This is a genomic window from Blastococcus sp. SYSU DS0541 (assembly GCF_054050875.1).
The window spans coordinates 1-24,288 of the sequence record NZ_JBJHAD010000012.1; the positions used below are offsets into that span (position 1 = coordinate 1).

Genomic DNA, 24,288 nt, shown 5'->3' on the forward strand with positions numbered 1-24,288 from the left:
CACCCACGAGTTCGTCGTCGTCTCCGGCCACCTGCCCCCCGACCACCCCGCATCCCTCGTCGACTGGCCCGCCCTCGGCCGCCTCCGCGGCACCCTCGTCGTCCTCATGGGCGTCGACACCGCCCCCGCCATCGCCGCCGCCCTCATCCAGCACGGGCGCGCACCCGACACCCCCGTCGCCGTCGTCTCCGACGGCTCCACCCCCACCCAGCGCACCCTGCGCACCACCCTCGCCGGCCTCCCCGCCACCCTCATCGAGCACACCGTCCGTCCCCCGGCGGTCTGGGTCGTCGGCGAGGTGGTCGCGCTCGCGGAGGGCTAGGTGGGTACAGCTAGGCGCCCTCGGCCAGGCTCGCGAACACCACGGTGTTCTCGGTGCTGGTCCCCGCGGCCTCGTCGAACTCGCCGCCGCAGGTCACCAGCGCGACGTCGGCCTCCGCCGGGTGGCCGTTGAGCGCGTCCGAGAGCGCCGAGGTCCCCTTGTCCAGGCCGGTGAGGGGTTCGCCGAGCACGCTCAGCCGCAGGACCGCGCCCTCGGCGTCGCGCAGCACCACCTCGTCGCCGGGGGCGAGCTCGTGCAGACGGTTGAAGACGGCCTCGCCGCCGTCCTGCTGGTGTCCCAGGACCACCGCCATCCGACCCGAGCCGGGCGCCGGGCCGTCGGACCACCACGAGGTGGTCAGCATCGACTCCGGGACCCCGTAGCCGTCGACGGTCTGCCCGGTGAACGGGTTCTCGTAGGCCACCGTGCCGCGGGCTTCGACCACGGTGTCCACGCCGATGGCCGGGATGGCCAGCCACGCGGGCACGATCGGCCCCGCGGCCGCCTCCTCCGACAGCGCGAACACCGCGTCGTCCCCGGCCGGCGGGCGGGCGGTGACGACCCACAGCACCGCGAGGCCGGTCGCCAGGGTGACGAGGAAGGCCGCGACGGTGCGGAGGTCAGGCGCCCGGGTCGGCCGCACGACGGGACCTCAGCCGGCCGGCGCTCCCCGCACCGGCCACGACGGCGAGCGCCAGGGCGCCCAGCGCTCGGGGGACGCCGTCGTCCTCCTGCTCCGCACCGGTGGGGGCGTACCCGGGGTAGGTGACGGGCTGCGCCACCGGGTGCTCGACCGGCGCGGGCACTGCGGGCGCCGGGTCCGGCGAGGGAGCCGGCGGCTCCTCCTCGGCCGGCAGCGCCGGGACGCAGGTGGGCAGGGTCTCGGCCAGCAGGTGCAGGCCCTCGACGACGGCGGAGTCGCTGACCAGCGCGGGGTCGAGGGCGCCCTGCAGCTCCTCGCCGAGGCCGAGCAGCCCCTCCAGGCCACCACCGCCGGCCACGCCCTCGAGCGCGTCGCGGAGGTCGGCGACCACGTCGACCAGCTCGACGGGGACGGCCACGAGCCCCTCGACCACCAGCTCGACGGAGTCCACGATGCCGGTCACGCAGCTCTCCGGGAGCCCGAGCGCCGCGGCCAGCTGCTGCAGCGCCGCCTCCAGCTCGGCCGGCACCGCCACGGCGGGCACGGGGACGACGTCGGGCTCCCCGTCGTCGTCGCCGGGCTCCGCGCCCTCCTCAGCGGGTGCGCCGGGGAGGCCCGGGGCCTCGGGGACCACGGGCACGGAGCCGTCGCCGACCACGCCCTCCAGGATGTCGGTCACCGGCTGCAGCGGGTCCGCCGGCTCGTCCGCACGGGCGAGACCGGGAACGGCCACGAGCGCGGCGGCGAGCCCCGACGCGACCAGGGCCCGGCGGCCGCGCGGCCGTCCGGTGCGGTGCAGGGAACGCGACGACAAGGAGTGCCTCCCGGTACTGGTACGTGTGACGCCACTTGCACACACGTAACGAGGTCGCGCGCCGGAGGTGACGGATCCGTCCGTCTTCGCGGAGCGTCTTCGCTCTCCGCAGCCGGACGGTGACGCCCACATGGCCGTCGGCGACGCCTCGCTCGGTGCACTTGTGCTGCGGATATAGCAGACCTACTATCTGGCGCACAGACGAGCGCACAGGGATGTGGCGGCATGGGTCCTCAGCGGGACACGTCAGGCGAACCGGTCGTCCGGACCCGGGGGCTGCGGATGGCCTACGGCGAGCAGGAGGTCCTCACCGGCGTCGACCTCGACGTCCGCCCGGGCGAGGTGGTCTGCCTGCTGGGTCCCAACGGCGCCGGCAAGACCACGACGATCGAGATCCTCGAGGGCTTCCGGCTGCCGTCGGCCGGCGAGGTGCAGGTGCTCGGGGAGGACCCGGCCACCGCGGGCGACGCCTGGCGCGCCCGCGTCGGCGTGGTGCTCCAGTCGTGGCGCGACCACGCCCGCTGGACGCCGCGCCGGCTGCTCACCCAGCTGGGCGGCTACTTCACGCCCTACTCGACCCCCGAGCGGCCCCGCCCGTACGACGTCGACCACCTGCTGGCCACCGTGGGGCTCGGTGAGCACGCCGACCGCAAGATCGGGACGCTCTCCGGCGGCCAGCGCCGCCGGCTCGACGTCGCCGTCGGCATCATCGGCCGCCCGGAGCTGCTCTTCCTCGACGAGCCGACGGCCGGCTTCGACCCGCAGGCCCGGCGGGACTTCCACGACCTGGTGCACCGGCTCTCCGACCTGGAGGGGACGAGCATCCTGCTCACCACCCACGACCTGGCGGAGGCGGAGAAGCTGGCCGATCGGATCCTCATCCTCGCCCACGGCCGGATCGTCGCGTCCGGCAGCGCGGAGGAGCTGACCCGCCAGGTCGCCGGCACGGCCGAGGTGCACTGGGCCTGCGGCAGCGAGCGCTACGTGCACCCGACCGACGACGTCGTCCCGTTCGTGCGCCGGCTCTTCGAGGAGCACGGCGACCGGCTCACCGACCTCGAGGTCCGCCGCGCCAGCCTCGAGGACACCTACCTGGCGATGGTGCAGCGCTTCGAGTCCGGCAGCCCGGCCGGACCGGTCCTGGAGGAGGTCGCCCGATGAACCCCACCCGGCACGCCATCGCGCTCGGCCTGCGCCGCGGCTGGACGGAGTTCCTGCTCAGCCTGCGCAGCCCCCAGGACCAGGGCTTCTACCTGTTCACCGCCGTCGGCACGCTGGCCTACCTCTGGTTCAACCGCGACAACGAGCTGGAAGGCACCGGGCTGATGTACCCGACGTACGCCCTGCCGAGCATCCTCGGGGCGCTGGTGGCCTTCGGCGTGGTCATCGGCCCGGCGTTCGCGCTGGCCATGGAGCGCGAGGACGGCACGCTGCTGCGGCACAAGGCGCTCCCCCACGGCATGCCGGGCTACGTGACCGGGCAGCTGACCTACCACTCCCTCGGCCTGTTCCCGTCGCTGCTGACCATCCTCGTGCCGAGCTTCCTGCTCTTCGACGGCCTGATGCACGGCGGCGCGGCCGGGTGGGGCACCGTCGCCTGGGTGATCGTCCTCGGCATGCTCGCCACCCTGCCGCTGGGCATGATCCTGGGGTCGGTGGTGCCGAGCACGCAGAAGGTGGGGACCTGGGGGATGCTGCCGGTCCTGCTGCTCACCGCCATCTCGGGCATCTTCTTCCCGATCCAGGTGATGTGGGGCTGGGTGCAGGCGGTCGCCCAGGTCTTCCCGATCTACTGGATCGGACTCGGGCTGCGGTCGGCGTTCCTCCCCGACTCGGCGGTCACCGTGGAGCTCGGCGACTCGTGGCGGACCGGTGTGACGGTGCTCGTGCTGGCCGCCTGGGCGGTGTTCGGTGCGCTGGTCACCCCCCGGGTGCTGCGCCGCATGGCCCGCCGGCAGTCCGGGTCGCAGGTGCAGGCGGCCCGCGAGGCCACCCTGCAGTGGGTGCACTGATCGGTGGCACCCGAACGACCCACCGGTGACCGCACCGGCGACGCCGTCCACAACCGGATCGCGCTGCTGCGCGCCGAGCAGCAGGTGACCCGGCGGGAGCTCGCCGACGCGCTCGGCGTCCACTACCAGACCGTCGGCTACCTGGAGCGCGGCGAGTACAACCCGAGCCTGCACCTGGCGCTGCGCATCGCCGAGTTCTTCGGCGTGCCGGTCGAAGCGGTGTTCTCGACCCGGCCCTTCCCCCGGATCACCGACCTCCACCGCGCCCCCGCCGAGGAGGGCCCCCGCACCGCCTGAGCCTCACCCGCGGGAATTGACCCCGGTGACGTGCTGGAACGGCCCCCTCGCAGGGACCCGCCGTGAGCCTGCGGAGGGTGGGGGGGCGACGGGGTCCTTCCTCAGATGTTGGCCCCGTCCGGGGGCGGACCCTCGGGCAGCGCCGCGGCGACGCCCGACCCCGACACCTCGGGGGCGTCCATGCCCACGCTGTAGGCGGTCATCGACAGCGAGCCGTAGGCGTACCCGTCGACGAGCACGTCGACCGGCGCGGAGGTGGCACCGGCGACGCCTGCGACGTAGAGCAGCGGGAGGAAGTGGTCCGGCGTCGGGACGGCGAGGTCGAAGTCGCGGTGCCCGTCCAGCCGGCCGAGGTCGGCGGGGTCGGTGAGCATGCGCTCCTTGGCGGCCTCGTCGAACCGCTGCGCCCAGTCGAAGCCGGCATCGGGCAGCGCCCGGCTGACGCCGCCGAGGTTGTGCACGACGTTGCCGCTGCCGATCACCAGCACGCCGTCCTCGCGCAGCGGCGCCAGCGCCGCCCCCAGCTGGAGGTGGTAGTCGAAGGGCTTCAGCGCGTTGATCGACAGCTGCACCACGGGGATGTCGGCGTCGGGGAAGGCGTGCATCAGCACCGACCACGTGCCGTGGTCGATGCCCCAGCTGTCGTGGTCGGCGCCGACCCACGTCGGGTGCACGATGTCGGCCACCTCCTCGTACAGCTCGGGCAGCCCCGGTGGCTCGTACCGCACGTCGAAGAGCTCCCGCGGGAAGCCGAAGAAGTCGTGGATGGTCCGCGGCCTGGGCATCGCCGTGACCGCGGTCGCCTGCACGTACCAGTGCGCGGAGACGACCAGGATGGCCCGGGGCCGGGGCACGGATCGGCCGAAGGCCCGCCAGGCCTCCGTGTAGCGGTTGCTCTCCAGGGCGTTCATCGGATTGCCGTGACCGAAGAACGCGGCAGGCATCACGGGCATCGCTGACCTCCGCTCTCGTGGCGTCGGCCGATCATCTCCCGCGGTGCCTCCCGGTGCGACGTCGCGGCCGCACCCGGAACGACCGCTCAGCGGGGCAGCCGGCGGGCCGCGTCCTCGAGCAGGATCCGCCGCTCGGCCGGCGGGCGGCGGGGGCAGGACAGGCAGGTCGCGCCGTGCGGGAGGCGGTCGACCAGGCAGCAGGACGCCCGCGAGGTGAACAGCACGCCGTCGACGTCGACGTAGCGGGGCGCCGGCAGCGGCGGACCGACCGCCCCGGCCAGCGGGACGGCGAGGGCGGTGACGGCGGCGACATCCCCGAGGGCCCGCCCGAGGGTCAGCAGCCCGTTGGCCAGCGAGTCGGTGGCGATGGCCCACAGCGGCCGGGGTCGCATCGCCCCGGCCTCGGCCAGCGCGGGGATCACCGCCGACAGCGTCTCGCGGAGCCCGGTGGCCGGCTCCTTCCCGATCGCGGACGACAGCGCGGCCACCGGGAGCCCGCCCGGGCCGAGGAAGACCGTGACGTCCCCGGGCCGCCCCGACAGCGGCCGACCGGCGGCCAGCCCGGCCAGCACGGGCGCCATGAGCACCGCCGACGCCGAGTACCACCACACCGTGGCCCGCACCCGCAGCTCGCCGGCGCCCCGGGCCGTGAGCAGGCGCCCCAGCAGCACCGGGTCGGCCAACCGCTCCACGGGGACGGCGACCGCCCCCGGCGGGGGGACCAGGCCGAGGGCCGCGGCGCCGGGGATGCGGGCTGCGACCTGCGCCTGCGGACCGCTCACCGGGCCAGTGTGGCCGGTCGTCGCTCCGCGCGTCTCGTGGGGCAGACGACCGGGCGCTACGGCCATACGGTGTGTCGTGGAACACGCTGCACCGCCGCGGGTGGCACGCGGCGCCGGACTCGGGAGGGACCCCATGAGCGAGACGACCCAGGTGGACGGCCGGACCTTCGCGCCGCCGGAGGCACTCGCGGCCCAGGCGAACGTCGGCCCCGACGTCTACGACGAGGCCGCCCGCGACCGGCTGGCGTTCTGGGAGTCCGCGGCGCGCCGGCTGACCTGGGACCGGGAGTGGGACGAGGTGCTCGACTGGAGCAACCCGCCCTTCGCCAAGTGGTTCGTCGGCGGCAAGCTCAACGTGGCCTACAACTGCGTCGACCGGCACGTCGAGGCCGGGCACGGCGAGCAGGTGGCCTACCACTGGGAGGGCGAGCCGGGCGACACCCGCACGATCACCTACGCCCAGCTCAAGGACGAGGTGAGCAAGGCCGCGAACGCGCTCACCGAGCTCGGCGTGAACGCCGGTGACCGAGTGGCGATCTACCTGCCGATGATCCCCGAGGCGATCATCTCGATGCTGGCCTGCGCGCGCATCGGCGCGGTGCACATGGTCGTCTTCGGTGGCTTCTCCGCCGACGCCCTGGCGAGCCGGCTCGACGACGCCGGCGCCGTCCTGGTCATCACCGCCGACGGCGGCTACCGCCGCGGTGCGCCGAGCGCCCTCAAGCCCGCCGTCGACGACGCGGTGGGCCGCAGCCCCGGCGTCCGCAACGTCCTGGTGGTGAAGCGGACCGAGCAGGACGTGGAGTGGACCGAGGGCCGCGACCTGTGGTGGGACGACGTCGTCGGCCGGCAGTCCACCGAGCACGCGTGCGAGTTCTTCGACGCCGAGCACCCGCTCTACATCATGTACACCTCGGGCACGACGGCGAAGCCGAAGGGCATCCTGCACACGTCCGGCGGCTACCTGACCCAGGTCGCCTACACGCACTGGGCGACGTTCGACCTCAAGCCCGACACCGACATCTTCTGGACGGCGGCCGACGTCGGCTGGGTGACCGGCCACAGCTACATCGTCTACGGGCCGCTGGCCAACCGGGCCACCTCGGTCATGTACGAGGGGACGCCGGAGACGCCGCACCGCGGCCGCTGGTTCGAGCTGATCCAGAAGTACGGCGTGACGATCCTCTACACCGCGCCCACGGTGATCCGCACGTTCATGAAGTGGGGCGAGGACGTCCCCGCCGGCTTCGACCTCAGCTCGCTGCGGCTGCTCGGCTCGGTCGGCGAGCCCATCAACCCCGAGGCGTGGCTCTGGTACCACGAGCACATCGGCGGCGGCCGCTGCCCGATCATGGACACCTGGTGGCAGACCGAGACCGGGGCGCACATGCTCACCCCGCTGCCCGGCGTCACCACCCTGACGCCCGGCTCGGCCCAGCACCCCTTCCCCGGCATCTCCGCGAAGGTCGTCGACGACGAGGGCAACGAGCTCACCGACGACTCCACCGGGCTGCTGGTGCTCACCGAGCCCTGGCCGGCGATGCTGCGCACCATCTGGGGCGACGACGACCGCTACGTGGACACCTACTGGTCGCGGTTCGGCACGAACGTCTACTTCGCCGGGGACGGCGCCAAGAAGGACGCCGAGGGCAACATCTGGCTGCTCGGCCGGGTGGACGACGTGATGAACGTGTCCGGCCACCGCATCTCCACGACCGAGGTGGAGTCCTCGCTGGTCGGCCACCCGACGGTCGCGGAGGCCGCCGTCGTCGGCGCCAGCGACCCGACCACGGGCCAGGGGATCGTCGCCTTCGTCATCCTCCGCGGGAACGCCGAGGACTCCGGCGACGAACTGGTGCAGACGCTGCGCAACCACGTGGCCCGCGACATCGGCCCGATCGCCAAGCCCCGCCAGATCATGGTCGTGCAGGAGCTGCCCAAGACCCGCTCCGGGAAGATCATGCGCCGGCTGCTGCGCGACATCGCCGAGAACCGGGAGCTGGGCGACGTCACCACGCTGACCGACTCGTCGGTGATGAACATGATCAAGGAGAAGCTCCCCGCCGCCCCCGCGGAGGGCTGACCCCACGGGCATAGGAAGCTCTCCCTGCGTCTCGACCCACGGGACCGCAGGGAAAGCTTCCTCTGCCTCGCCGAGATCAGGACGCGGTCCCGGTGATCATGGGGCACGATCGTCCTGACCAGCACCGCCCGACCGGAGGAGAGCCACCCGTGGCCCACAGTGTGTCGACCACCCGCACCGACGGCAGCAGTGCGGCGGCCGAGCCCTCCATCGGCACGCTGGTGCAGAGCGCGATGGCCGACGTCTCGACGCTGGTGCGCAACGAGATCGAGCTCGCCAAAGCGGAGATCGGTGCCTCGGCGAAGAAGGGCGGCATCGGGGCCGCCTCGTTCGCCGCGGCCGGCGTGCTCGCCGCCTTCGCCGGCATCTTCTTCTTCATCGCCCTGGCCGAGTTCCTCACCTGGCTCGGCCTCGCGCGGTGGATCTCCTACGCCATCGTCTTCCTCCTGCTGATCACGCTGGCCGGCATCGCGGCCCTCGTCGGGAAGAAGATGATCAAGAAGGTGGAGAAGCCGGAGCGCACGATCGAGTCCCTGCGCGAGCTCCCCGAGGTCATGCACCGCGAGGCCCCCGGCGCCCGGCACCGCGAGGTCCCCGTCGTGAGCGGCGGCAAGGTGGAGCTGCGCGGCAACGGGCCCTACCGGGTCTGAGGCCGATGACCGTCCCGCCGGACGGCCGTCCCGACGCCATCAGCGTCCTGCTCCCGGGTCCGTGGACCCACCGCGACATCTCCGCCAACGGCGTGCGGCTGCACGCGGCGGAGGCCGGGGACGGGCCGCTGGTCCTGCTGCTCCACGGCTTCCCGCAGTTCTGGTGGACCTGGCGCGCCCAGCTCACCGGGCTGGCCGAGGCCGGGTTCCGGGTGGTGGCGCCGGACCTGCGGGGCTACGGGGCGAGCGACAAGCCGCCCCGCGGGTACGACCTGCCCACCCTCTCCTCGGACGTCGCGGCGCTGGTGCGGGCGCTCGGTGAGCGCGACGCCGTCGTCGTGGGGCACGACTGGGGTGGCCTGCTGGGCTGGACGGCGGCCGCGCTGCACCCGCGGGTGGTCCGCCGGCTGGTGGTCGTCTCGACGGCGCACCCCCGGCTGCTGCGGGCCGGCATGACCGACCGCCGGCAGCGCCGGGCGCTGCGGCACACGCTCGGCTTCCAGCTGCCGCGGCTGCCCGAACGGCGGATGACCCGGATCGACGACGACCCCGTCGCCGACCTGATGCAGCGCTGGGCCGGCCAGGAGTGGGCCCGCACGGCCGACTTCGCCGCGGCGGTGGAGCGCTACCGCGCCGCGGCGCGCATCCCGCAGGCCGCCTACGGGGCGATGGAGTACTACCGCTGGGCCGGCCGGTCGCAGCTGCGCCCCGACGGGCTGCGCTACGCCCGCCGGATGGCCGCCCCCATCACCGCCCCGACCCTGCAGCTGCACGGCGCGGACGACCCCTACATCCTCCCGGGGACGGCGCGCGGCTCGGGCCGCTACGTCGCAGGCGCCTACGAGTGGCGCGAGCTCCCCGGCATCGGCCACTTCCCGCAGGAGGAGTCCCCCGGCGAGATCACCCGGGCCATCGCCGCCTGGGCCGCGTAGCGCAGCGGAGCGGCCCGCGGTGAGCGGATGGAACGGCCCCTGGTGAGCGGCTGGAACGGCCCCTTCGCAGGGCCCCGGCCTGAGCTTGCGAAGGCTGGGGGGCGAAGGGGTCCTTCTACTCGCAGGGCCCCGTCGGGACCTCGGTGCGGGCGACGTTGCCCGCCTCGGCGGCCCCGGCGACCTGGGGGCCGGTGAGCGCGTAGCCGGTCTGCGGGTCGTCGATCGCCGAGGCGAAGACCACGCCGAGCACGCTGCCGTCGGGGGCGAACAGCGGCCCGCCGGAGTTGCCGGCGCGCACCTGGCCGAACAGGGCGTAGACGTCGCGGACGACGGTCTGCGTGTTGCGGAAGTCGGGGCCGCTGATCTCGCCGCGGTCCCGGACGCGGGCGGGCCCGACGTACAGCGGCCCGCCGCCGGGGAAGCCCATGATGATCGCGTCGTCGCCGGAGTCGGCCGTGCCGGCGCTGAACCGCAGCGGCACCTGCGGCAGCCCGGGCACGGCGAGCACCGCGACGTCGATCTCCTCGTCGACCACGACCGGCACTGCGTCGTACTCCCGGCCCTCGGCGACCACGACCGGGTCGCTGACGCCGGCGAGCACGTGGGCGTTGGTCATGACGCGTTCCGGCGCGTAGACGAAGCCGGAGCCGTCGATCTGCCGCGAGCAGGACGGCGCCACGCCGCGGATCCGCACCACCGAGCCCTGGACGGACTCGACCACGGTGCTGTTCTGCAGCTCGGGGTCGGGGGCCGGGACCTCGCGCGCCTGCGTGGGGGTCAGCGGGTCGAGGACGTCGGGCAGCCCGCGCCGGTCGATGGCCTCGCGCAGGTCCTCGTAGACGGTGCGCACCTCGTCGGGGACGACCTCGTCCACGGCCTGCACCAGCGCCGACTGACGCACCTGCCCGGCCACCTGGGGGAACGGCGAGCTGGCCAGCGGGGAGGCGACCATCCACGCGACGAGCAGCACCGCGGCCGCCGACACCACCGCTCCGGCGACGGAGTCGACCATCTTGGCCGGCTCCCAGGTGACCCGGGAGCGCAGCGCCCGGCCCGCCGCCCCCGCCAGGATCTGGCCGAGCAGCGCTCCGGCGAGCACGACCACCAGCGCGGCGAAGACCCTGCTCACGCTGGAGCCGTCGATGCGGTCGGCGACCGGCCCGGCCAGCTGCGCGCCGAGGACGGCCCCGCCGAGGAAGCCGAGGATCGAGGTGGCCGAGACGAGCAGGCCCTGCCGGAACCCGGAGAGGGCGAACACGAGGGCGAGCGTGATGAGCAGCAGGTCGACCAGGGACACCGCTACCCGCTGACCGTCATCGTGCCCACCTGCCCGAGCTGGAGGTGGAAGGTGCAGGCGAAGGGGTACTCGCCCGGCGTCGTCACCTCGAACTCGATCGTCTCCTCCTCGCCGGCGGCGAGCAGGGAGAACCCGGCGTCGACGGGCTCGGGCAGCTCGGCGTCGGTGAACTCGAGGTTGTGCGGCATGCCCTCGGCGACGTTCACCAGGGTCAGCCGCACCGTCCCCGGCTCGACGGTGAAGGTGGCGGGGGTGAAGACGTAGTCGTCCTGGGTCTGGAGGGTGACCTCCTGGACGCCGTCCTCGGCGATCGTGACCTCACCGAGCCCCTCGGCGGCCGGCGCCGCGGTCGTCTCCGCCGCCGCGCCGCCACCGCCGCCGCCGCACCCCGTGAGCAGGGCCAGCGCGACCGCGACCGCCAGGGCCTTCTCGCGCGGGCCCGCCGCGAGCCGGCCAGCGGTGGTGGGCAGGGCGGTCCTCCTCGCGCTCATCGGGGCCGAACCGTACGCGCCGCGGCGCCGTCGGGCGCGGGATCGGCCACCGTCGGCGCGGCGGTGTCGCTCGCCGGGTCGTCGTCCCCGGAGCCGGGCAGCGTGTACGGGCGGAGCCGCACCGGGTCGATCGGCCGGACGTCGGCGGCGTTCCACGGCCGGGCCAGCCCCGCGGCCTCGAGGATCGCGTCCAGCAGCCCGGCGGTGAAGCCCCACACCTCCATGTCGGCGACGCAGAACGCCGGCCCGATGAAGCCGGCCGGGTGCCGCACGCGGTAGCGGTTGGCCGGGTCGACGAGGTCTGCCAGCGGCACCCGCGCCACGCGGGCCACCTCGTCCGGGTCGCCCACCGTGACGTCGCGCGGGTCGTCCCACCAGCCCACGACAGGGACGACCAGCCGGTTCGACGGCGGCACGAAGAGCTCCTGGAGCGTGGCCACGACCCGCACCCCGTCGGGGTCGACGCCCGCCTCCTCGTGCGCCTCGCGCAGCGCGGTGCCCACCGGGAAGTCGTCCCCCGGGTCGACCCCGCCCCCGGGGAACGCGGGCTGACCCGCGTGGCTGCGCAGGTGCGCGGACTTCTCGATCAGCAGCAGGTCGGGCCCGGCCGGCCCCTCGCCGAACAGGATGAGGACGGCGGAGCGGCGCGCGGTCGCGGTGGCCTGCGGCATGCGGTGGCGCAGCGGGAGGTCGTCGGCCCGCTCGACCAGCCGCTGCAGGTACGCGGGCAGCCCGTCGGTGGCGGTCACAGCTGCACCCCCAGGTGCTCGGCGACAAGCCCGCGGAGCTCCTCCACCGAGCTGACCGGACCGGCTTCGGTGTGCACCAGCCCGCCCTCGGCGTCGAGGAAGTAGGTGAACGGCAAGGCGTTCAGGCCCAGCTCCGCCATGAGCTGCCCCTCGCCGTCGTACGCGCTGGGGAAGGTGACGCCCGCGTCCTGCGCGAACGAGGCGGCCTGCGGCAACCCGTCCTTGCTGATCACGCCGACCATCCGGACGCGGTCACCGGCGAGCTCGGAGAACCCCTGGAGCAGCGGCATCTCCTCCCGGCACGGCGGGCACCAGCTGCCCCAGAGGTTGACCACGGTGGGGACGCCGGGGGCGCGGGCCAGATCGAGGGACCCGCCGCCGGGGCAGTCGAAGGACAGCGGGGGCAGGAGCTCGGCTCCGGCGGCCGCGGCGCCGGGCTGCTCGGGGCAGGCCGTCAGCGCCTCGGCCGGCGGGGACGACGACGGCGCAGCGGCCGCTCCCCCGCCGTCGTCCGAGGTGCAGCCGGCGAGGGCGAGCAGCCCGACCGCGGTGAGGGCGAGGCGGCGCATCACTCGGTGTCCGAAGCGCTCGGGGTCTTCACGAGCGCGAGCGCCAGCTCCGGGTCGACCGGGCCGATGCCGAACGAGGGGCACCACCGGGCCAGGCCGCAGGCGCCGCAGGCGGCCTTCTTCGCGTGGCACACGCGGCGGCCGTGGAAGATCACCCGGTGGCTGAAGTCCGTCCACTCCTTCTTGGGCACCAGCTGCGCGATCTCCGCCTCGACCTTGACCGGGTCCTCCTCCGCCGTCCAGCCGAACCGGCGGACCAGGCGGCCGAAGTGGGTGTCCACGGTCAGCCCGGGGACGCCGAACGCGTTGCCCAGCACGACGTTCGCCGTCTTGCGCCCCACGCCGGGCAGCGTCACCAGGTCGGCCATCCGGGCGGGCACCTCGCCGTCGAAGCGCTCGACGAGGGCCTGGCTCAGCCCCAGCACCGAGTTCGCCTTGGCCCGGAAGAAGCCGGTGGGCTTGAGGATGGTCTCCAGCTCCTCCCGGTCGGCGCCGGCGAGGGCGACCGCGTCGGGGTAGCGGGCGAAGAGCGTCGGCGTCACCTTGTTGACCATCTTGTCGGTGGTCTGCGCCGACAGCACCGTGGCGACCAGCAGCTCGAAGGCGTTGGTGAAGTCGAGCTCGCAGTGCGCGTCGGGGTGGATGACGGCCAGCTCGCGGGCCATGCGGCGGGCCCGGCGGGTGCGGGCCAGCGGGGTCTCCCCCGGGTCGTACGGCGACGCCCCGGTCAGTGCGGCTGGGGTGGGGCGCCGGACCCGGGTGGGGCGCGCGTAGGCCGGTGAGGACGCGGGGGCGGACACGCGGTCGAGGGTATGCGGCCCGGCTGACCGTCTCCCGGCGTGCCATGATCGAGGACGGTCCGCTTCCCCCGTCCCGCCGACGAAGCAGAGGAGATCGGGATGGTCGCCCTCAGTGTCATCCTCTTCCCGCCGCTGCTGATCGCCTTCCTGCTGGTGATGGAGCGGGTCGAGGAACCCCTCCGCCGCCCGGCGTCGCCGCGCGAGGTCAGCGAGTTCCTGGACACGGCCACGCCCGGCGAGGTCGACACCCTGGCCACCTCGGGCATCCGGCGGGCGCTGTTCCGCTGGCGGCGTCGCCGGCACCGCAGCCGGCGTTCCGAGAACCCGCCCCTGGTCTGAGCGGCCCGGCTGTGGCGCCGGTCATCTCGCTCCGAGGAGGGACGACCGGACCACCGAACGGGTGACCGACCGCACAGCCACCTAGACTCACGTCGGGCGCGGGCACCCCTGCGCCCGCAGACAGTGCGAGAGGACGTGCAGTGGACGAGGTGCTGGCCCAGTCGGGGCTCTTCCAGGGGCTCTCCGAGGATGCGGTGGACCCCGTCATCAGCCGTCTCGAGACGATCACCCTCCCCCGGGGTCGGGTGATCTTCAACGAGGGCGAGCCCGGCGACAGCCTCTACATCGTCATGACCGGCAAGATCAAGCTGTCCCGCCGGTCGCCCGACGGCCGGGAGAACGTGCTCGCGGTCATGGGCCCCTCCGACCAGTTCGGCGAGCTGTCGGTCTTCGACCCGGGGCCGCGCACGGCGACGGCCACCGCCGTCACCGACGTCAAGCTGGCCCGGATGCCGCAGTCGGTGCTGCTGCCCTGGATCGAGGCGCACCCGGAGATCGGCGAGCAGCTGCTGCGCGTGCTGGCCCGGCGCCTCCGCCGCACCAACGACTCGGTCGCCGACCTGATCTTCACCGACGTCCCCGGCCGCGTGGCCAAGGCGCTGCTGCAGATGGCCGACCGGTTCGGCAGCCGGGACAACGACGGGTTGCGGGTCAAGCACGACCTGACCCAGGAGGAGCTGGCCCAGCTGGTCGGCGCCTCCCGCGAGACGGTCAACAAGGCGCTCGCCGACTTCGTGCACCGCGGCTGGATCCAGCTCCAGGGCAAGTCCGTCGTCGTCCTCGACGAGGAGCGCCTGCGCCGCCGCGCGCGATGACGGCACCCCACCGCTGAACGCCAGAGGCCCAGAACCGCGACGGTTCTGGGCCTCTCGCGTTCAGTGCTGCAGGCAGGGGTGACGGCACCTGGCCGCGGTGCGACGCGGAGCGTCACGAGGGAAGCGGCACGGCCAGCCGGATGCGGGTGCCGTCGGGCAGCACCGCCCAGCGGCCGTCGGGGGTCTCCTCGAACCGCGGGCTGATCGGGTGCATCGGCTCCGGCGGGGAGCCGGCCAGCGCGGCGGCCACGTCCGGGAACCCTGCGAGCTGGCCCAGCGTGTGGGACGTCGGCGGCAGCATCGGGCGGGTGCCGCCGTGCAGCTCGGCCAGCGCGGCGGCCGGGCTCAGCCAGGCGGCCTCGTCGGCCTCCCCGGAGACGTCCCGCGCCTCCTGGCCGACCGGCAGGGCGGCGGCGAAGAACTTGGTGTCGTAGCGGCGGGGCTCGACGGGCGGGGTGATCCAGTGCGCGAAGGGGCGCAGCAGGTCCGACCGCAGCACCAGCCCCCGGTCGGCGAGCAGCTCGGAGAGCGACAGCTCGCGGCTGAGCAGCCCCTGGCGCTGCCGCTCCCAGTCGTCGCCGGAGACGTCCGGCACGACGCCACCGTCCGGCAGCCCCGCCAGCAGGACCCCGGCCTCCTCGAAGGTCTCGCGCACCGCGGCGCAGACCAGCTCGCGCGCCGTGCGCTCGTCGCAGCCGAAGGCGGTGGCCCACTGCGCCGGGGTGGGGCCGGCCCAGCCGATCTCCGTGTCGCCGTCGCGGGGGTCGACGCCCCCGCCGGGGTAGGCGGTCATCCCGCCGGCGAAGGGCATGCCCTTGGTGCGCCGCAGGAGGTACACCTCCAGCCCCGGCTCGCCGTCGCGCAGCAGCAGGACGGTCGCCGCCTGCTTCGGCTCGGCGCTCACCTCAGCTCGACGGTGAGCTCGACCTCCACGGGCGCGCCCAGCGGCAGCTCGGCCACGCCGACGGCGCTGCGGGCGTGCTGCCCGGCCTCGCCGAAGATGCGGCCCAGCAGCTCGCTGGCGCCGTTGACGACCCGCGGCTGCCCGGTGAAGCCTTCGACGCTCGCGACGTAGCCCACCACGCGCACGATCCGGGCCACGGAGTCCAGCCCCACCAGGTCGTCGACGGCCGCCAGCGCGTTCAGCGCGCACACCTTGGCGTCGGCCGCGGCGGCCTCGACGTCGACCGACCCGCCGACCTTGCCGGTGCGACGCAGCCCGCCGTCGACGAACGGCAGCTGGCCCGAGGTGAACACCAGCGACCCGGCCCGCACGGCCGGCACGTAGGCGGCGACGGGCGCCGCCACCGCCGGCAGCCGGATGCCCAGCTCGGCGAGCCGGGCGTGCCAGCCCTGCGCCGGCGCACCGGGCGCGGTCACACCGGCCGCTTGAGGTAGGCGACCAGCTGCTCGGCGCCACCAGGGCCGGGGAGCACGGTCACCAGCTCCCACCCGTCGACGCCCCAGGAGTCGAGGATCGCCTTGGTGTTGTGGATCAGCAGCGGGATGGTCGCGTACTCCCACTTCTGGCGGGCAGTTTCGCTCATGACCCCGACGCTAGCGCAGCCGGTGACCTGACCGGGCGGCCCCGTGCAGGGCCCCGCTCCGAACCTGCGAGGAGTGGGGGGCACGGGGTCCTTCTCCTAGGCTGGGGCGGTGCCCCCCGAACTGACACCCGCGCGCCTGCACGTGGTCACCGGCAAGGGCGGGACGGGCAAGACCACCGTCGCCGCAGCGCTGGCCCTGGCACTGGCCGCCGACGGGCGCTCGGTGCTCCTCGTGGAGACCGAGGGCCGGCAGGGCATCGCCCAGCTGTTCGACACCCCGCCGCTGCCCTACGAGGAGCGGCGGGTGGCCGTCGCCCGCGGCGGGGGCGAGGTGAAGGCGCTGGCCATCGACGTCGAGGAGGCGCTGCTGGACTACCTCGACATGTTCTACAACCTGCGGCGGGCGGGCCGGGCGCTGCGGAAGATGGGCGCCATCGACTTCGCCACCGCCATCGCCCCGGGGCTCCGCGACGTCCTGATCACCGGGAAGATCAAGGAGGCGGTCACCCGCCGGAAGGACGGCCGGCACGTCTACGACTTCGTCGTCGTCGACGCGCCGCCCACCGGGCGGATCACGCGCTTCCTCGGGGTCACCGGGGAGATGTCGCAGCTGGCACGGTCCGGCCCGATCAAGACCCAGAGCGACGGCGTCATGGCGGTGCTGCGCTCCCCCGAGACGGCGGTGCACGTGGTGACGCTCCTGGAGGACATGCCCGTGCAGGAGACCGCGGACGCCATCACCGAGCTGCAGGCCGCCGGGCTGCCCCTGGGCTCGGTGGTGGTCAACATGGCCGCGGAGCCGGTGCTGCCGCCGGAGGCCCTGTCCCGCGCGGTCGCCGGCGAGCTGACCGCAGCGGAGCTCGCCCCCGCGCTGGGCGCCGCGCACCTGCCCGGCGCCGAGCAGCTGGCCGAGGCACTGGTCTCCCAGGTGGTGGAGCACGCCCGCCGCTGGGCGTCGCAGGACGCGCTGCGCGCCCAGGTCGAGGGGCTCGGCCGCCCGATCGTCGAGATACCGCTGCTGCCGGGCCCGATGGACCTCGGCTGCCTCTTCGAGCTCGCCGGCCGGCTCGAGGACCACCTGGCCGCGGCGGTGACCCGCTGATGGCCGCGGACACGACGGCGGCCCGGGCGGCCGCCGGGTCCCGTGCGCCCCGCGAGGCGCCGGCGATGGACCTGGCCGCGCTGATCGAGGACCGGCAGACCCGCATCGTCGTCTGCTGCGGCGCCGGCGGCGTGGGCAAGACGACGACGTCCGCGGCCCTCGCGCTCGCCGCCGCGGAGGCAGGGCGCACCGTCGTCGTCCTGACGATCGACCCGGCCCGCCGGCTGGCCCAGTCCCTGGGGCTGACCGAGCTGGACAACGAGCCGCGGCAGGTCGACGTCCCCGGGGCGCCGGGCGAGCTGCACGCGATGATGCTGGACATGAAGCGGACGTTCGACGACATCGTCACCGCTCACTCCACGCCCGAGCGCGCCCAGCTGATCCTGGACAACCCCTTCTACCAGGCGCTCTCCTCCTCCTTCGCCGGGACGCAGGAGTACATGGCGATGGAGAAGCTGGGCCAGCTGCGGGCCAGCGACCAGTGGGACCTGATCATCGTGGACACCCCGCCGTCGCGGTCGGCGCTGGACTTCCTCGACGCCCCGAACCGGATGGGCCGCTTCCTCGACGGCACGATGATCCGGCTGCTGATGGCGCCCAGCCGGGCCGGGTTCAAGTTCGCCAGCGCCGGTTTCCTGCTGTTCAGCCGGATCGTCAGCAAGATCCTCGGCGGCCAGCTGCTGCGGGACATCTCCGCGTTCGTCTCCGCGCTGGACACCATGTTCGGCGGGTTCCGGGAGCGCGCCACCGCGACGTTCGAGCTGCTGCGCCGCCCCGGCACGTGGTTCGTCGTCGTCGCCGCCCCCGAGCCGGACGCCCTGCGCGAGGCCTCCTACTTCGTCGACCGCCTCTCCGCCGAGGGGATGCCGCTCGCCGGGCTCGTCGTCAACCGCACCCACCCCCCGGCCACCACGGCACTGTCGGCGACGCGGGCCGAGGGCGCCGCCGAGGAGGTCGCCGAGAGCGGCGACGACGGCGCCGCGCTGGCCGCCGCCGCGCTGCGGGTGCACGCCGAGCGCATGCAGCAGGCCATCCGCGAGCAGCACCTGGCCGACCGCTTCACCAGCGCCCACCCCGACGTCGCGCTGCGGACGGTGCCGGCCGCCGCCGGCGACGTGCACGACCTCGAGGGGCTGCGGGTGATGGCCGAGGCGCTGACCGGGCCGGACGACGACACGCCGACCGGCACGCCCCGCACGCGCGTCCTCCCCGCGCGCCGCGCCTGAGCACGGCTCTCACCCGTCCGGGCGACGTACCCTGACCGCGATGTCGGAGAACGCGCGCGCCACGACCCGTCTGCTCGCCAAGCTCGCCGCGACGATCGTCGTCGCCGGTGCGCTGCTGGCCGGACTCATGCTGCCCTGGATCGGAGGCACCGGCCTGGCGGCACGCAACTCCGTGTCCCTGCTGGACGCCCTGCCGGTGGAGCTCACCGACAAGACCCCTGCGGGCGTCACCCGGGTGCTGGCCTCCGACGGCTCGCTGATCACGAACTTCTACGAGCACAACCGCACCCCGGTGACCTCCGACCAGATCGCCGACGTCATGAAGCAGGCCCTCGTCGACATCGAGGACTCCCGCTTCTACGACCACAACGGCCTCGACGTGCAGGGCACCATGCGCGCGCTGGTGCGCAACGTCGCCGCCGGTTCGGTCCAGGAGGGTGGCTCCACCCTCACCCAGCAGCTGGTGAAGCAGACCCTGCTGCAGACGGCGACGACGGAGGAGGACCGGGAGGCCGCCGACGCCGAGACAGTCGGGCGCAAGCTGCGGGAGGCGCGGCTCGCCCTGGCCCTGGAGGACACCTACTCCAAGGACGAGATCCTCACCCGCTACCTGAACATCGTCTACTTCGGGCAGGGCGCCTACGGCATCCAGGCCGCCGCCCAGCGCTACTTCAGCGTGAACGCCGCGGACCTCACCCTGCCCCAGGCGGCGATGCTCGCCGGGCTGGTGCAGAGCCCGTTCTACGACGAGCCGATCAACAACCCGGAGAACGCCCAGATCCGGCGCAACCAGGTGCTGCAGCGCATGCACGACCTGGGTCACGTCACCGAGCAGGAGCTCGCGGAGATCACCCCGCAGCCGGTGCAGGTGGCGCCGGGCCAGGCACCGCCGAACGGCTGCATCGACGCGACCATCGGCGGCTTCTTCTGCGACTTCACCCGGCAGCACCTGATCCAGGACCTGGGGCTGACCAAGGCGCAGCTGGAGAAGGGCGGGCTGACGATCACCACGACGCTTCGCCCGGACATGCAGATCGCCGGCGACCAGGCCGTGCTGGACACCGTGGCCATGGGGGCGGGGACCGTCGCCGTCTACGACGTGATCGAGCCCGGCACCGGCAAGGTGCTCGCGATGAGCGTCAACCGCCGCTTCGGCTGCGACGCCCCGGACTGCGAGTCGGTCAACTTCGCGACCATCCCGACGAAGGGTTCGGGGTCCACCTTCAAGACCTTCGTCGCGGCCGCCGCGCTGGAGCAGGGGCTGCCGGCCAGCCACACCATCACCACGAACGAGCCCTACCGCTCCACGGTCTACGAGAGCTACAACCCCGAGACCCGGCGGATCGAGCCGTACTCGGTCGGCAACGTGGGCAACAGCTACCCGCGCACGCTGACCATGACCCAGGCGCTGTACATGTCCTCCAACACCTACTTCCTGGCGCTGGAGGACGCGCTCGGCCGCATCGAGCCGGCCGTCCGCATGGCCGAGCGCCTGGGCATGACCTTCGACTACTCGGTCACCCAGACCCCGGCGCAGCAGATCATCGACGAGAACCGGCCCTCCTTCGCCTTCGGTACCGACGGCGTGAGCCCGCTCGACCTGGCCAACGCCTACGCGACGATCGCCGCCGGCGGGGTCAAGTGCACCCCGACCCCGGTGCTGTCGATCACCACGCCGAACGGCGAGCCGCTCCTCGGCGAGGACGGGCAGCCCGTGGTCGGGGAGAACGCCTGCGAGCAGGTGATCGAGCCCGGCCTCGCGAACACGCTGAACCAGATGATGATCAAGGACGTCCAGCCGGGGAACCCGCTGCAGACCGGTGCCCGCGCGCACATCCCCGGCCACCAGATCGCAGGCAAGACGGGAACGGTGAACGAGCGGGATTCCGTGGCCTTCGTGGGGACGACGCCCCGCTTCGCCGCCAGCGTCATGCTGTTCCGCCCGCGGGACACCAACGACGTCGGCAGCTACGGCGGTGGGCTGCCGGCCGGCATCTGGCGCCGGGCGATGGCGCCGATCCTGACCAGCCAGGAGCCTGTGCCGTTCCCGCCGGCCGACCCGCGGTACGCCGGTCGCGGCGTCGACGCCCCGCCGGAGGTCAGCAGCCCGTTCCGGCCCGACGACAACGCGTCCAGCCGTTCGGGCAACCGGTCCGGGAACACCGGCGGCAGCACCACCCCACCGCCGGCGCCTGAGGCACCGCCGCAGCCGGAGCAGCCGGCCGGGACGGAGCAGCCGGCCGAGCCCGCGACGGAGCAGCCGGCGGCCGAGGCCGCGACGGAGCAGCCGGCGGCCGAGGCCGGGATCCCGGCACCGGACACGGACGAGGTCACCGTCACGGACTGACCTGGCCCACGACGAGGGGCCGGACCCACGGGTCCGGCCCCTCGCGCGTCCTCCGGGCGGCGGTCAGCCGAGCTGGCGGCGGACCTCCGCGGCGACCCGGGAGCCCTCGGCGCGGCCGGCCACGACGCCGTTGGCGGCGCCCATGACCTTGCCCATGTCCTTCATGCCGGAGGCGCCGGTGCGGGTGATGACGTCGGCGACGATCGCGGCGAGGTCGGCGTCCTCGAGCTGTGCGGGCAGGTAGCCGGCCAGCACCTCGCCCTCGGCCTGCTCGCGGGCGGCCTGCTCGGTGCGCCCGGCGGAGCCGAAGGCCTCCGCGGCCTCGCGGCGCTTCTTCGCCTCGCGGCGGAGCACGGCCTGCACCTCGTCGTCGCTGAGCTCGCGCGACTCCTTGCCCGACACCTCCTCGGCGCTGACGGCGGCCAGCACCATGCGGAGCGTGGCGGTGCGCAGCTCGTCGCGGGCCTTCATGGCGGTGGTCAGGTCGGTGCGCAGCTGTTCCTTGAGGTCGGACACGGCTCCAGCCTGACACGACGCCGTCCCCGGGTGCGCCCGTAGGCTCGGCGGGTGCGCTGGTACACCGCCCTCCCCACCGCCGCCGTCGCCTCGGGCGCGGCCGTGACCGCCTACGCGAGCCTCTACGAGCGCACCCGCTGGACCCTGCGCCGCTTCGACGTCCCGGTGCTCGCCCCCGGGTCGGCCCCGCTGACGATCCTGCAGCTCTCCGACCTGCACATGACGGCCGGGCAGCGCAGCAAGCAGGAGTGGGTCGCGGGGCTGGCCGCGCTCGAGCCGGATCTGGTGATCAACACCGGCGACAACCTCGCGGGCTTCGACGCCGTGGCGCCCACCCTGAGCGCGATGGACCCCCTCATGGACCGGCCCGGGGCCTTCGTCCTCGCCAGCAACGACTACTTCGCCCCGCGGCCGAAGAACCCGTTGAAGTACTTCAAGCGCGACCACAAGCGCGTGCACGGCGAGGAGCTGCCCTGGCAGGACCTGCGCGACGGGATGCGCGGGCGCGGCTGGCTGGACCTCACCAACGCCGCGGGCGAGCTCACCGTCGGCGGACGGCGGATCGTCTTCGCCGGCGTCGACGACTCGCACCTGCGGCGGGACCGCTACGACCTGGTCGCCGGCCCCGCTGACCCTGCGGCCGACGTCCGGATCGGCCTGGCGCACTCTCCCGAGCCGCGGGTGCTCGACCGGTTCGCCGCCGACGGCTACGACCTGCTGCTGTGCGGCCACACCCACGGCGGCCAGCTGCGGGTGCCGTTCTACGGCGCGCTGGTCACCAACTGCGGCATCGACCGCGACCGCGTGCGCTGGCTGCACCGCTGGGCGGAGCCGACGCCGGAGCACCCGGCCGGCACCTGGCTGCACGTGTCGGCGGGGTTGGGCACCAGCCCCTATGCACCCGTGCGCTTCGCCTGCCCGCCCGAGGCGACGCTGCTGACGCTCACGGCGCGGCCCTCCTGAACCGCCGGTCCCCCGCCGCCGAGCCGCACCGCGCCTAGCGCTAGACTCGTCGACGCACCTCGGGGTGTGGCGCAGCTTGGTAGCGCGCGTCGTTCGGGACGACGAGGCCGCAGGTTCAAATCCTGTCACCCCGACCCTCAGCTCAGGGGCCGCCGCGAGGCGGCCCCTGAGTCGTTCCCGGGTCGCTGCGAGGATGGACGCGTGACCGCTGAGCAGACCGCATCCGCCGCCCTACCCCCCGAGGTCACCGCCCGCTGGCAGGCCCGCTTCCGCGCACCCCGGGTGTCGCTGCCCGACTGGGCCGAGGACGCGCCCCACCGGAACCTGTACAGCTCCGACGTCAGCGGCGTCGTCGAGCAGTACGCCTGGGACCGCGAGACCGGCACCCACCGCCAGGTCACCGACCGGCCCAACGGCACGCTGATCGCGACGCTGGACCGCGACGGGTCGACCATCTGGTGGTTCGCCGACACCGACGGCGACGAGTTCGGCGTCTGGACGACCCAGCCCTTCGAGGGCGGCGAGGACACCGTCGCCGTCCCCGAGGTCGGTCCGGCCTACCCGGCAGGGCTGGAGCTGGGCCGGGAGCTGGTCGCGATCGGCCGCAGCACCGACGAGGGCAGCGAGCTGTGGGTGGCGCCCACCGGCGGGACGCCCCGCGTGGTCTACCGGCACCCCGACCCGGCCTCGGTCGACGCGCTGACCCGCGACGACGAGCTGCTGGTCGTCTCGCACTCCGAGCACGGCGACCCGCGCTACCCGGCGCTGCGCGTGCTGCGGACCTCCGACGACGCCGTCGTGGCCGAGAAGTGGGACGGCGAGGGCCGCGGGCTGCACGCCCTGGAGTTCGCGCCGCTGCCCGGTGACCGCCGGCTGCTGGTCGGGCACGAGCGCCGGGGCCGCGAGGAGCTGCTGGTCTGGGACGTCGCCGCCGACTCCGAGACCGAGATCGTGCTCGACCTGCCCGGCGACGTGACCGCCGGCTGGTACCCCGACGGCTCGGCGCTGCTGGTGGGCCACGACCACGCGGCCCGCAGCGAGCTCTACCGCTACGACCTCGCCACCGGTGCGCTGGAGAAGCTGGACACCCCGCCGGGCGTCGTCCGCGGCGCCACCGCCCGCCCCGACGGCACCGTGGAGCTGGCCTGGTCGAACTCCGAGCGCCCGCCGGTCATCCGCCGCGCCGACGGTCCCGTGGTGCTCTCGGTCTCCGACCAGGAGCCGCCCGCGGCCTACCCGGTCGAGGACCGGTGGGTCCCCGGCCCGGGCGGCGACGTGCACGCGCTGCTGGTGCGCCCGGCGGGCGACGGGCCGCACGCGACGGCGTTCCTGGTGCACGGCGGCCCGGAGGCGGCCGACGACGACTCCTACCGCGCCCGACGGGCGGCCTACGTGGACGCCGGCTACGCGGTCGTGCACGTCAACTACCGGGGCTCGACGGGCTACGGCTCGGCCTGGCGCGACGCGCTGACCGGGCGCCCAGGGCTCACCGAGCTCGAGGACGTCGGCGCGGTCTACGACGCGCTGGTGGCCGAGGGCGTGGTCGACCCGCAGCGGGCGCTCCTCAGCGGCGGCTCGTGGGGCGGGTTCCTCACCCTGCTGGGCCTGGGCACGCAGCCCGAGCGCTGGGCGGCCGGGATCGCCGAGGTCCCGGTGGCCGACTACCTGGCCGCCTACGAGGACGAGATGGAGGGCCTGCGGGCCTACGACCGGGCGCTGTTCGGCGGCTCCCCGGAGGAGGTGCGCGACGTCTACGTGCGCTCCTCCCCCATCACCTACGTCGACGCCGTCGCCGCGCCGGTGCTGGTCGTCGCCGGCGCCAACGACCCGCGCTGCCCGATCCGGCAGATCGACAACTACCTGGGCGAGCTGGAGCGGCTGGGCAAGCCGCACGAGGTCTACCGCTTCGACGCCGGTCACGGCTCGCTGGTGATCGAGGAGACGATCCGCCAGGTCGAGGTGGCGCTCTCCTTCGCGCTACGACACGTGAAGCCGTAGATCCCGCGGTGATCATCGTCATCCGGCTGCGCCCACCGGCG

27 protein-coding genes and 1 tRNA gene are annotated in these 24,288 nt (G+C 74.2%); 15 read left to right on the forward strand and 13 right to left on the reverse strand.

Annotation, left to right across the window (positions count from 1 at the left end; genetic code table 11):
- Window positions 1-322, forward strand: a 322-nt coding sequence (locus ACI794_RS13685; RefSeq protein WP_456616637.1) for a uroporphyrinogen-III C-methyltransferase, incomplete at its 5' end; no start/stop codon positions are given.
- A gap of 10 nt (window positions 323-332) precedes the next feature.
- Here the strand turns inward: ACI794_RS13685 and ACI794_RS13690 are convergent.
- Both ACI794_RS13690 and ACI794_RS13695 read right to left on the reverse strand, forming a co-directional pair.
- On the reverse strand, window positions 333-965 hold the full coding sequence (locus ACI794_RS13690; protein WP_456616638.1) for a class F sortase: 633 nt from the start codon (window positions 963-965) through the stop codon (window positions 333-335).
- A complete protein-coding gene (locus tag ACI794_RS13695; protein ID WP_456616639.1) occupies window positions 943-1,779 on the reverse strand; it encodes a hypothetical protein in 837 nt (278 codons plus the stop codon). Before ACI794_RS13695 ends, ACI794_RS13690 begins: the two co-directional genes overlap by 23 nt.
- A gap of 225 nt (window positions 1,780-2,004) precedes the next feature.
- On the opposite strand from ACI794_RS13695, the gene ACI794_RS13700 reads away from it, so the two are divergent.
- Genes ACI794_RS13700 through ACI794_RS13710 form a run of 3 tightly spaced genes read left to right on the forward strand, consistent with a single transcriptional unit; the run spans window position 2,005 to window position 4,088 of the window.
- Window positions 2,005-2,940 carry an ABC transporter ATP-binding protein gene (locus ACI794_RS13700; protein WP_456603805.1) on the forward strand — a complete coding sequence of 312 codons (936 nt, stop codon included), beginning with the start codon at window positions 2,005-2,007 and terminating at the stop codon, window positions 2,938-2,940.
- Window positions 2,937-3,791 (forward strand): ABC transporter permease, encoded by an 855-nt coding sequence (locus ACI794_RS13705; RefSeq protein WP_456603804.1) that lies wholly within the window; start codon window positions 2,937-2,939, stop codon window positions 3,789-3,791. Before ACI794_RS13700 ends, ACI794_RS13705 begins: the two co-directional genes overlap by 4 nt.
- A gap of 3 nt (window positions 3,792-3,794) precedes the next feature.
- A complete protein-coding gene (locus ACI794_RS13710) occupies window positions 3,795-4,088 on the forward strand; it encodes a helix-turn-helix transcriptional regulator (protein WP_456603803.1) in 294 nt (97 codons plus the stop codon).
- Window positions 4,089-4,189: 101 nt separating this feature from the next.
- Here ACI794_RS13710 and ygiD read toward each other — a convergent pair whose 3' ends face one another.
- Window positions 4,190-5,041, reverse strand: a complete 852-nt coding sequence (ygiD, locus tag ACI794_RS13715; protein WP_456580214.1) for a 4,5-DOPA-extradiol-dioxygenase — start codon at window positions 5,039-5,041, stop codon at window positions 4,190-4,192.
- Between the two features lie 86 nt (window positions 5,042-5,127).
- Complete coding sequence (locus ACI794_RS13720) at window positions 5,128-5,823, reverse strand: (2Fe-2S)-binding protein (RefSeq protein WP_456616640.1); 696 nt, start codon at window positions 5,821-5,823, stop codon at window positions 5,128-5,130.
- Window positions 5,824-5,956: 133 nt separating this feature from the next.
- Between ACI794_RS13720 and acs the strand changes: the two genes are divergently transcribed.
- The 3 genes from acs (at window position 5,957) to ACI794_RS13735 (ending at window position 9,488) form a co-directional block, all read left to right on the forward strand.
- A complete protein-coding gene (gene acs / locus ACI794_RS13725; protein WP_456603801.1) occupies window positions 5,957-7,906 on the forward strand; it encodes an acetate--CoA ligase in 1,950 nt (649 codons plus the stop codon).
- A 149-nt stretch (window positions 7,907-8,055) separates the two neighbouring features.
- Window positions 8,056-8,556, forward strand: a complete 501-nt coding sequence (locus ACI794_RS13730) for a phage holin family protein (protein WP_456603800.1) — start codon at window positions 8,056-8,058, stop codon at window positions 8,554-8,556.
- Window positions 8,557-8,561: 5 nt separating this feature from the next.
- On the forward strand, window positions 8,562-9,488 hold the full coding sequence (locus ACI794_RS13735) for an alpha/beta fold hydrolase (RefSeq protein WP_456603799.1): 927 nt from the start codon (window positions 8,562-8,564) through the stop codon (window positions 9,486-9,488).
- A gap of 115 nt (window positions 9,489-9,603) precedes the next feature.
- On the opposite strand, the gene ACI794_RS13740 is transcribed toward ACI794_RS13735, so the two are convergent.
- From ACI794_RS13740 to nth, 5 genes are read right to left on the reverse strand one after another with little or no spacing between them, the layout of a single operon-like run.
- Window positions 9,604-10,785 (reverse strand): MarP family serine protease, encoded by a 1,182-nt coding sequence (locus ACI794_RS13740; RefSeq protein WP_456603798.1) that lies wholly within the window; start codon window positions 10,783-10,785, stop codon window positions 9,604-9,606.
- Window positions 10,786-10,787: 2 nt separating this feature from the next.
- Window positions 10,788-11,276 (reverse strand): plastocyanin/azurin family copper-binding protein, encoded by a 489-nt coding sequence (locus ACI794_RS13745; RefSeq protein ID WP_456616641.1) that lies wholly within the window; start codon window positions 11,274-11,276, stop codon window positions 10,788-10,790.
- Window positions 11,273-12,025 (reverse strand): NUDIX hydrolase, encoded by a 753-nt coding sequence (locus tag ACI794_RS13750; RefSeq protein WP_456616642.1) that lies wholly within the window; start codon window positions 12,023-12,025, stop codon window positions 11,273-11,275. Before ACI794_RS13750 ends, ACI794_RS13745 begins: the two co-directional genes overlap by 4 nt.
- Window positions 12,022-12,594, reverse strand: a complete 573-nt coding sequence (locus tag ACI794_RS13755) for a TlpA family protein disulfide reductase (protein WP_456603795.1) — start codon at window positions 12,592-12,594, stop codon at window positions 12,022-12,024. The genes ACI794_RS13750 and ACI794_RS13755 overlap by 4 nt, the downstream gene beginning before the upstream one ends.
- A complete protein-coding gene (gene nth / locus ACI794_RS13760) occupies window positions 12,594-13,394 on the reverse strand; it encodes an endonuclease III (RefSeq protein WP_456603794.1) in 801 nt (266 codons plus the stop codon). The genes ACI794_RS13755 and nth overlap by 1 nt, the downstream gene beginning before the upstream one ends.
- A gap of 99 nt (window positions 13,395-13,493) precedes the next feature.
- On the opposite strand from nth, the gene ACI794_RS13765 reads away from it, so the two are divergent.
- Entirely contained in the window at window positions 13,494-13,733 is a 240-nt protein-coding gene (locus tag ACI794_RS13765) for a hypothetical protein (RefSeq protein WP_456580204.1), read from the forward strand.
- Between the two features lie 140 nt (window positions 13,734-13,873).
- A complete protein-coding gene (locus ACI794_RS13770) occupies window positions 13,874-14,548 on the forward strand; it encodes a Crp/Fnr family transcriptional regulator (protein WP_456580203.1) in 675 nt (224 codons plus the stop codon).
- A gap of 112 nt (window positions 14,549-14,660) precedes the next feature.
- Here ACI794_RS13770 and ACI794_RS13775 read toward each other — a convergent pair whose 3' ends face one another.
- Genes ACI794_RS13775 through ACI794_RS13785 form a run of 3 tightly spaced genes read right to left on the reverse strand, consistent with a single transcriptional unit; the run spans window position 14,661 to window position 16,095 of the window.
- Window positions 14,661-15,452: an NUDIX hydrolase gene (locus ACI794_RS13775; protein ID WP_456603793.1), complete on the reverse strand. Its 792-nt coding sequence runs from the start codon at window positions 15,450-15,452 to the stop codon at window positions 14,661-14,663.
- Window positions 15,449-15,928 (reverse strand): RidA family protein, encoded by a 480-nt coding sequence (locus tag ACI794_RS13780; protein ID WP_456603792.1) that lies wholly within the window; start codon window positions 15,926-15,928, stop codon window positions 15,449-15,451. Before ACI794_RS13780 ends, ACI794_RS13775 begins: the two co-directional genes overlap by 4 nt.
- The gene (locus tag ACI794_RS13785) at window positions 15,925-16,095 is read right to left on the reverse strand and encodes a hypothetical protein (RefSeq protein ID WP_091929285.1); all 171 of its coding nucleotides are present in this window, start codon (window positions 16,093-16,095) and stop codon (window positions 15,925-15,927) included. Before ACI794_RS13785 ends, ACI794_RS13780 begins: the two co-directional genes overlap by 4 nt.
- A gap of 109 nt (window positions 16,096-16,204) precedes the next feature.
- Here ACI794_RS13785 and ACI794_RS13790 point away from each other — a divergent pair, with 109 nt between their 5' ends.
- Genes ACI794_RS13790 through ACI794_RS13800 form a run of 3 tightly spaced genes read left to right on the forward strand, consistent with a single transcriptional unit; the run spans window position 16,205 to window position 20,770 of the window.
- Entirely contained in the window at window positions 16,205-17,197 is a 993-nt protein-coding gene (locus tag ACI794_RS13790) for an ArsA-related P-loop ATPase (protein WP_456603791.1), read from the forward strand.
- A complete protein-coding gene (locus ACI794_RS13795; protein ID WP_456580199.1) occupies window positions 17,197-18,423 on the forward strand; it encodes an ArsA family ATPase in 1,227 nt (408 codons plus the stop codon). The genes ACI794_RS13790 and ACI794_RS13795 overlap by 1 nt, the downstream gene beginning before the upstream one ends.
- Window positions 18,424-18,463: 40 nt before the next feature.
- Window positions 18,464-20,770, forward strand: coding sequence for a transglycosylase domain-containing protein (locus ACI794_RS13800; protein ID WP_456616643.1), 2,307 nt, complete (start codon window positions 18,464-18,466; stop codon window positions 20,768-20,770).
- Window positions 20,771-20,833: 63 nt separating this feature from the next.
- On the opposite strand, the gene ACI794_RS13805 is transcribed toward ACI794_RS13800, so the two are convergent.
- Window positions 20,834-21,286 (reverse strand): GatB/YqeY domain-containing protein, encoded by a 453-nt coding sequence (locus ACI794_RS13805; RefSeq protein WP_456603789.1) that lies wholly within the window; start codon window positions 21,284-21,286, stop codon window positions 20,834-20,836.
- Between the two features lie 51 nt (window positions 21,287-21,337).
- Between ACI794_RS13805 and ACI794_RS13810 the strand changes: the two genes are divergently transcribed.
- The 3 genes from ACI794_RS13810 to ACI794_RS13820 all read left to right on the forward strand — a co-directional run bounded on the left by ACI794_RS13810 (window position 21,338) and on the right by ACI794_RS13820 (window position 24,247).
- Entirely contained in the window at window positions 21,338-22,249 is a 912-nt protein-coding gene (locus tag ACI794_RS13810) for a metallophosphoesterase (protein ID WP_456603788.1), read from the forward strand.
- 60 nt (window positions 22,250-22,309) lie between these two features.
- Window positions 22,310-22,383: transfer RNA gene (locus ACI794_RS13815), tRNA-Pro, on the forward strand.
- Window positions 22,384-22,450: 67 nt separating this feature from the next.
- The gene (locus ACI794_RS13820) at window positions 22,451-24,247 is read left to right on the forward strand and encodes a prolyl oligopeptidase family serine peptidase (protein WP_456616644.1); all 1,797 of its coding nucleotides are present in this window, start codon (window positions 22,451-22,453) and stop codon (window positions 24,245-24,247) included.
- The last annotated feature ends 41 nt before the right edge of the window (window positions 24,248-24,288 follow it).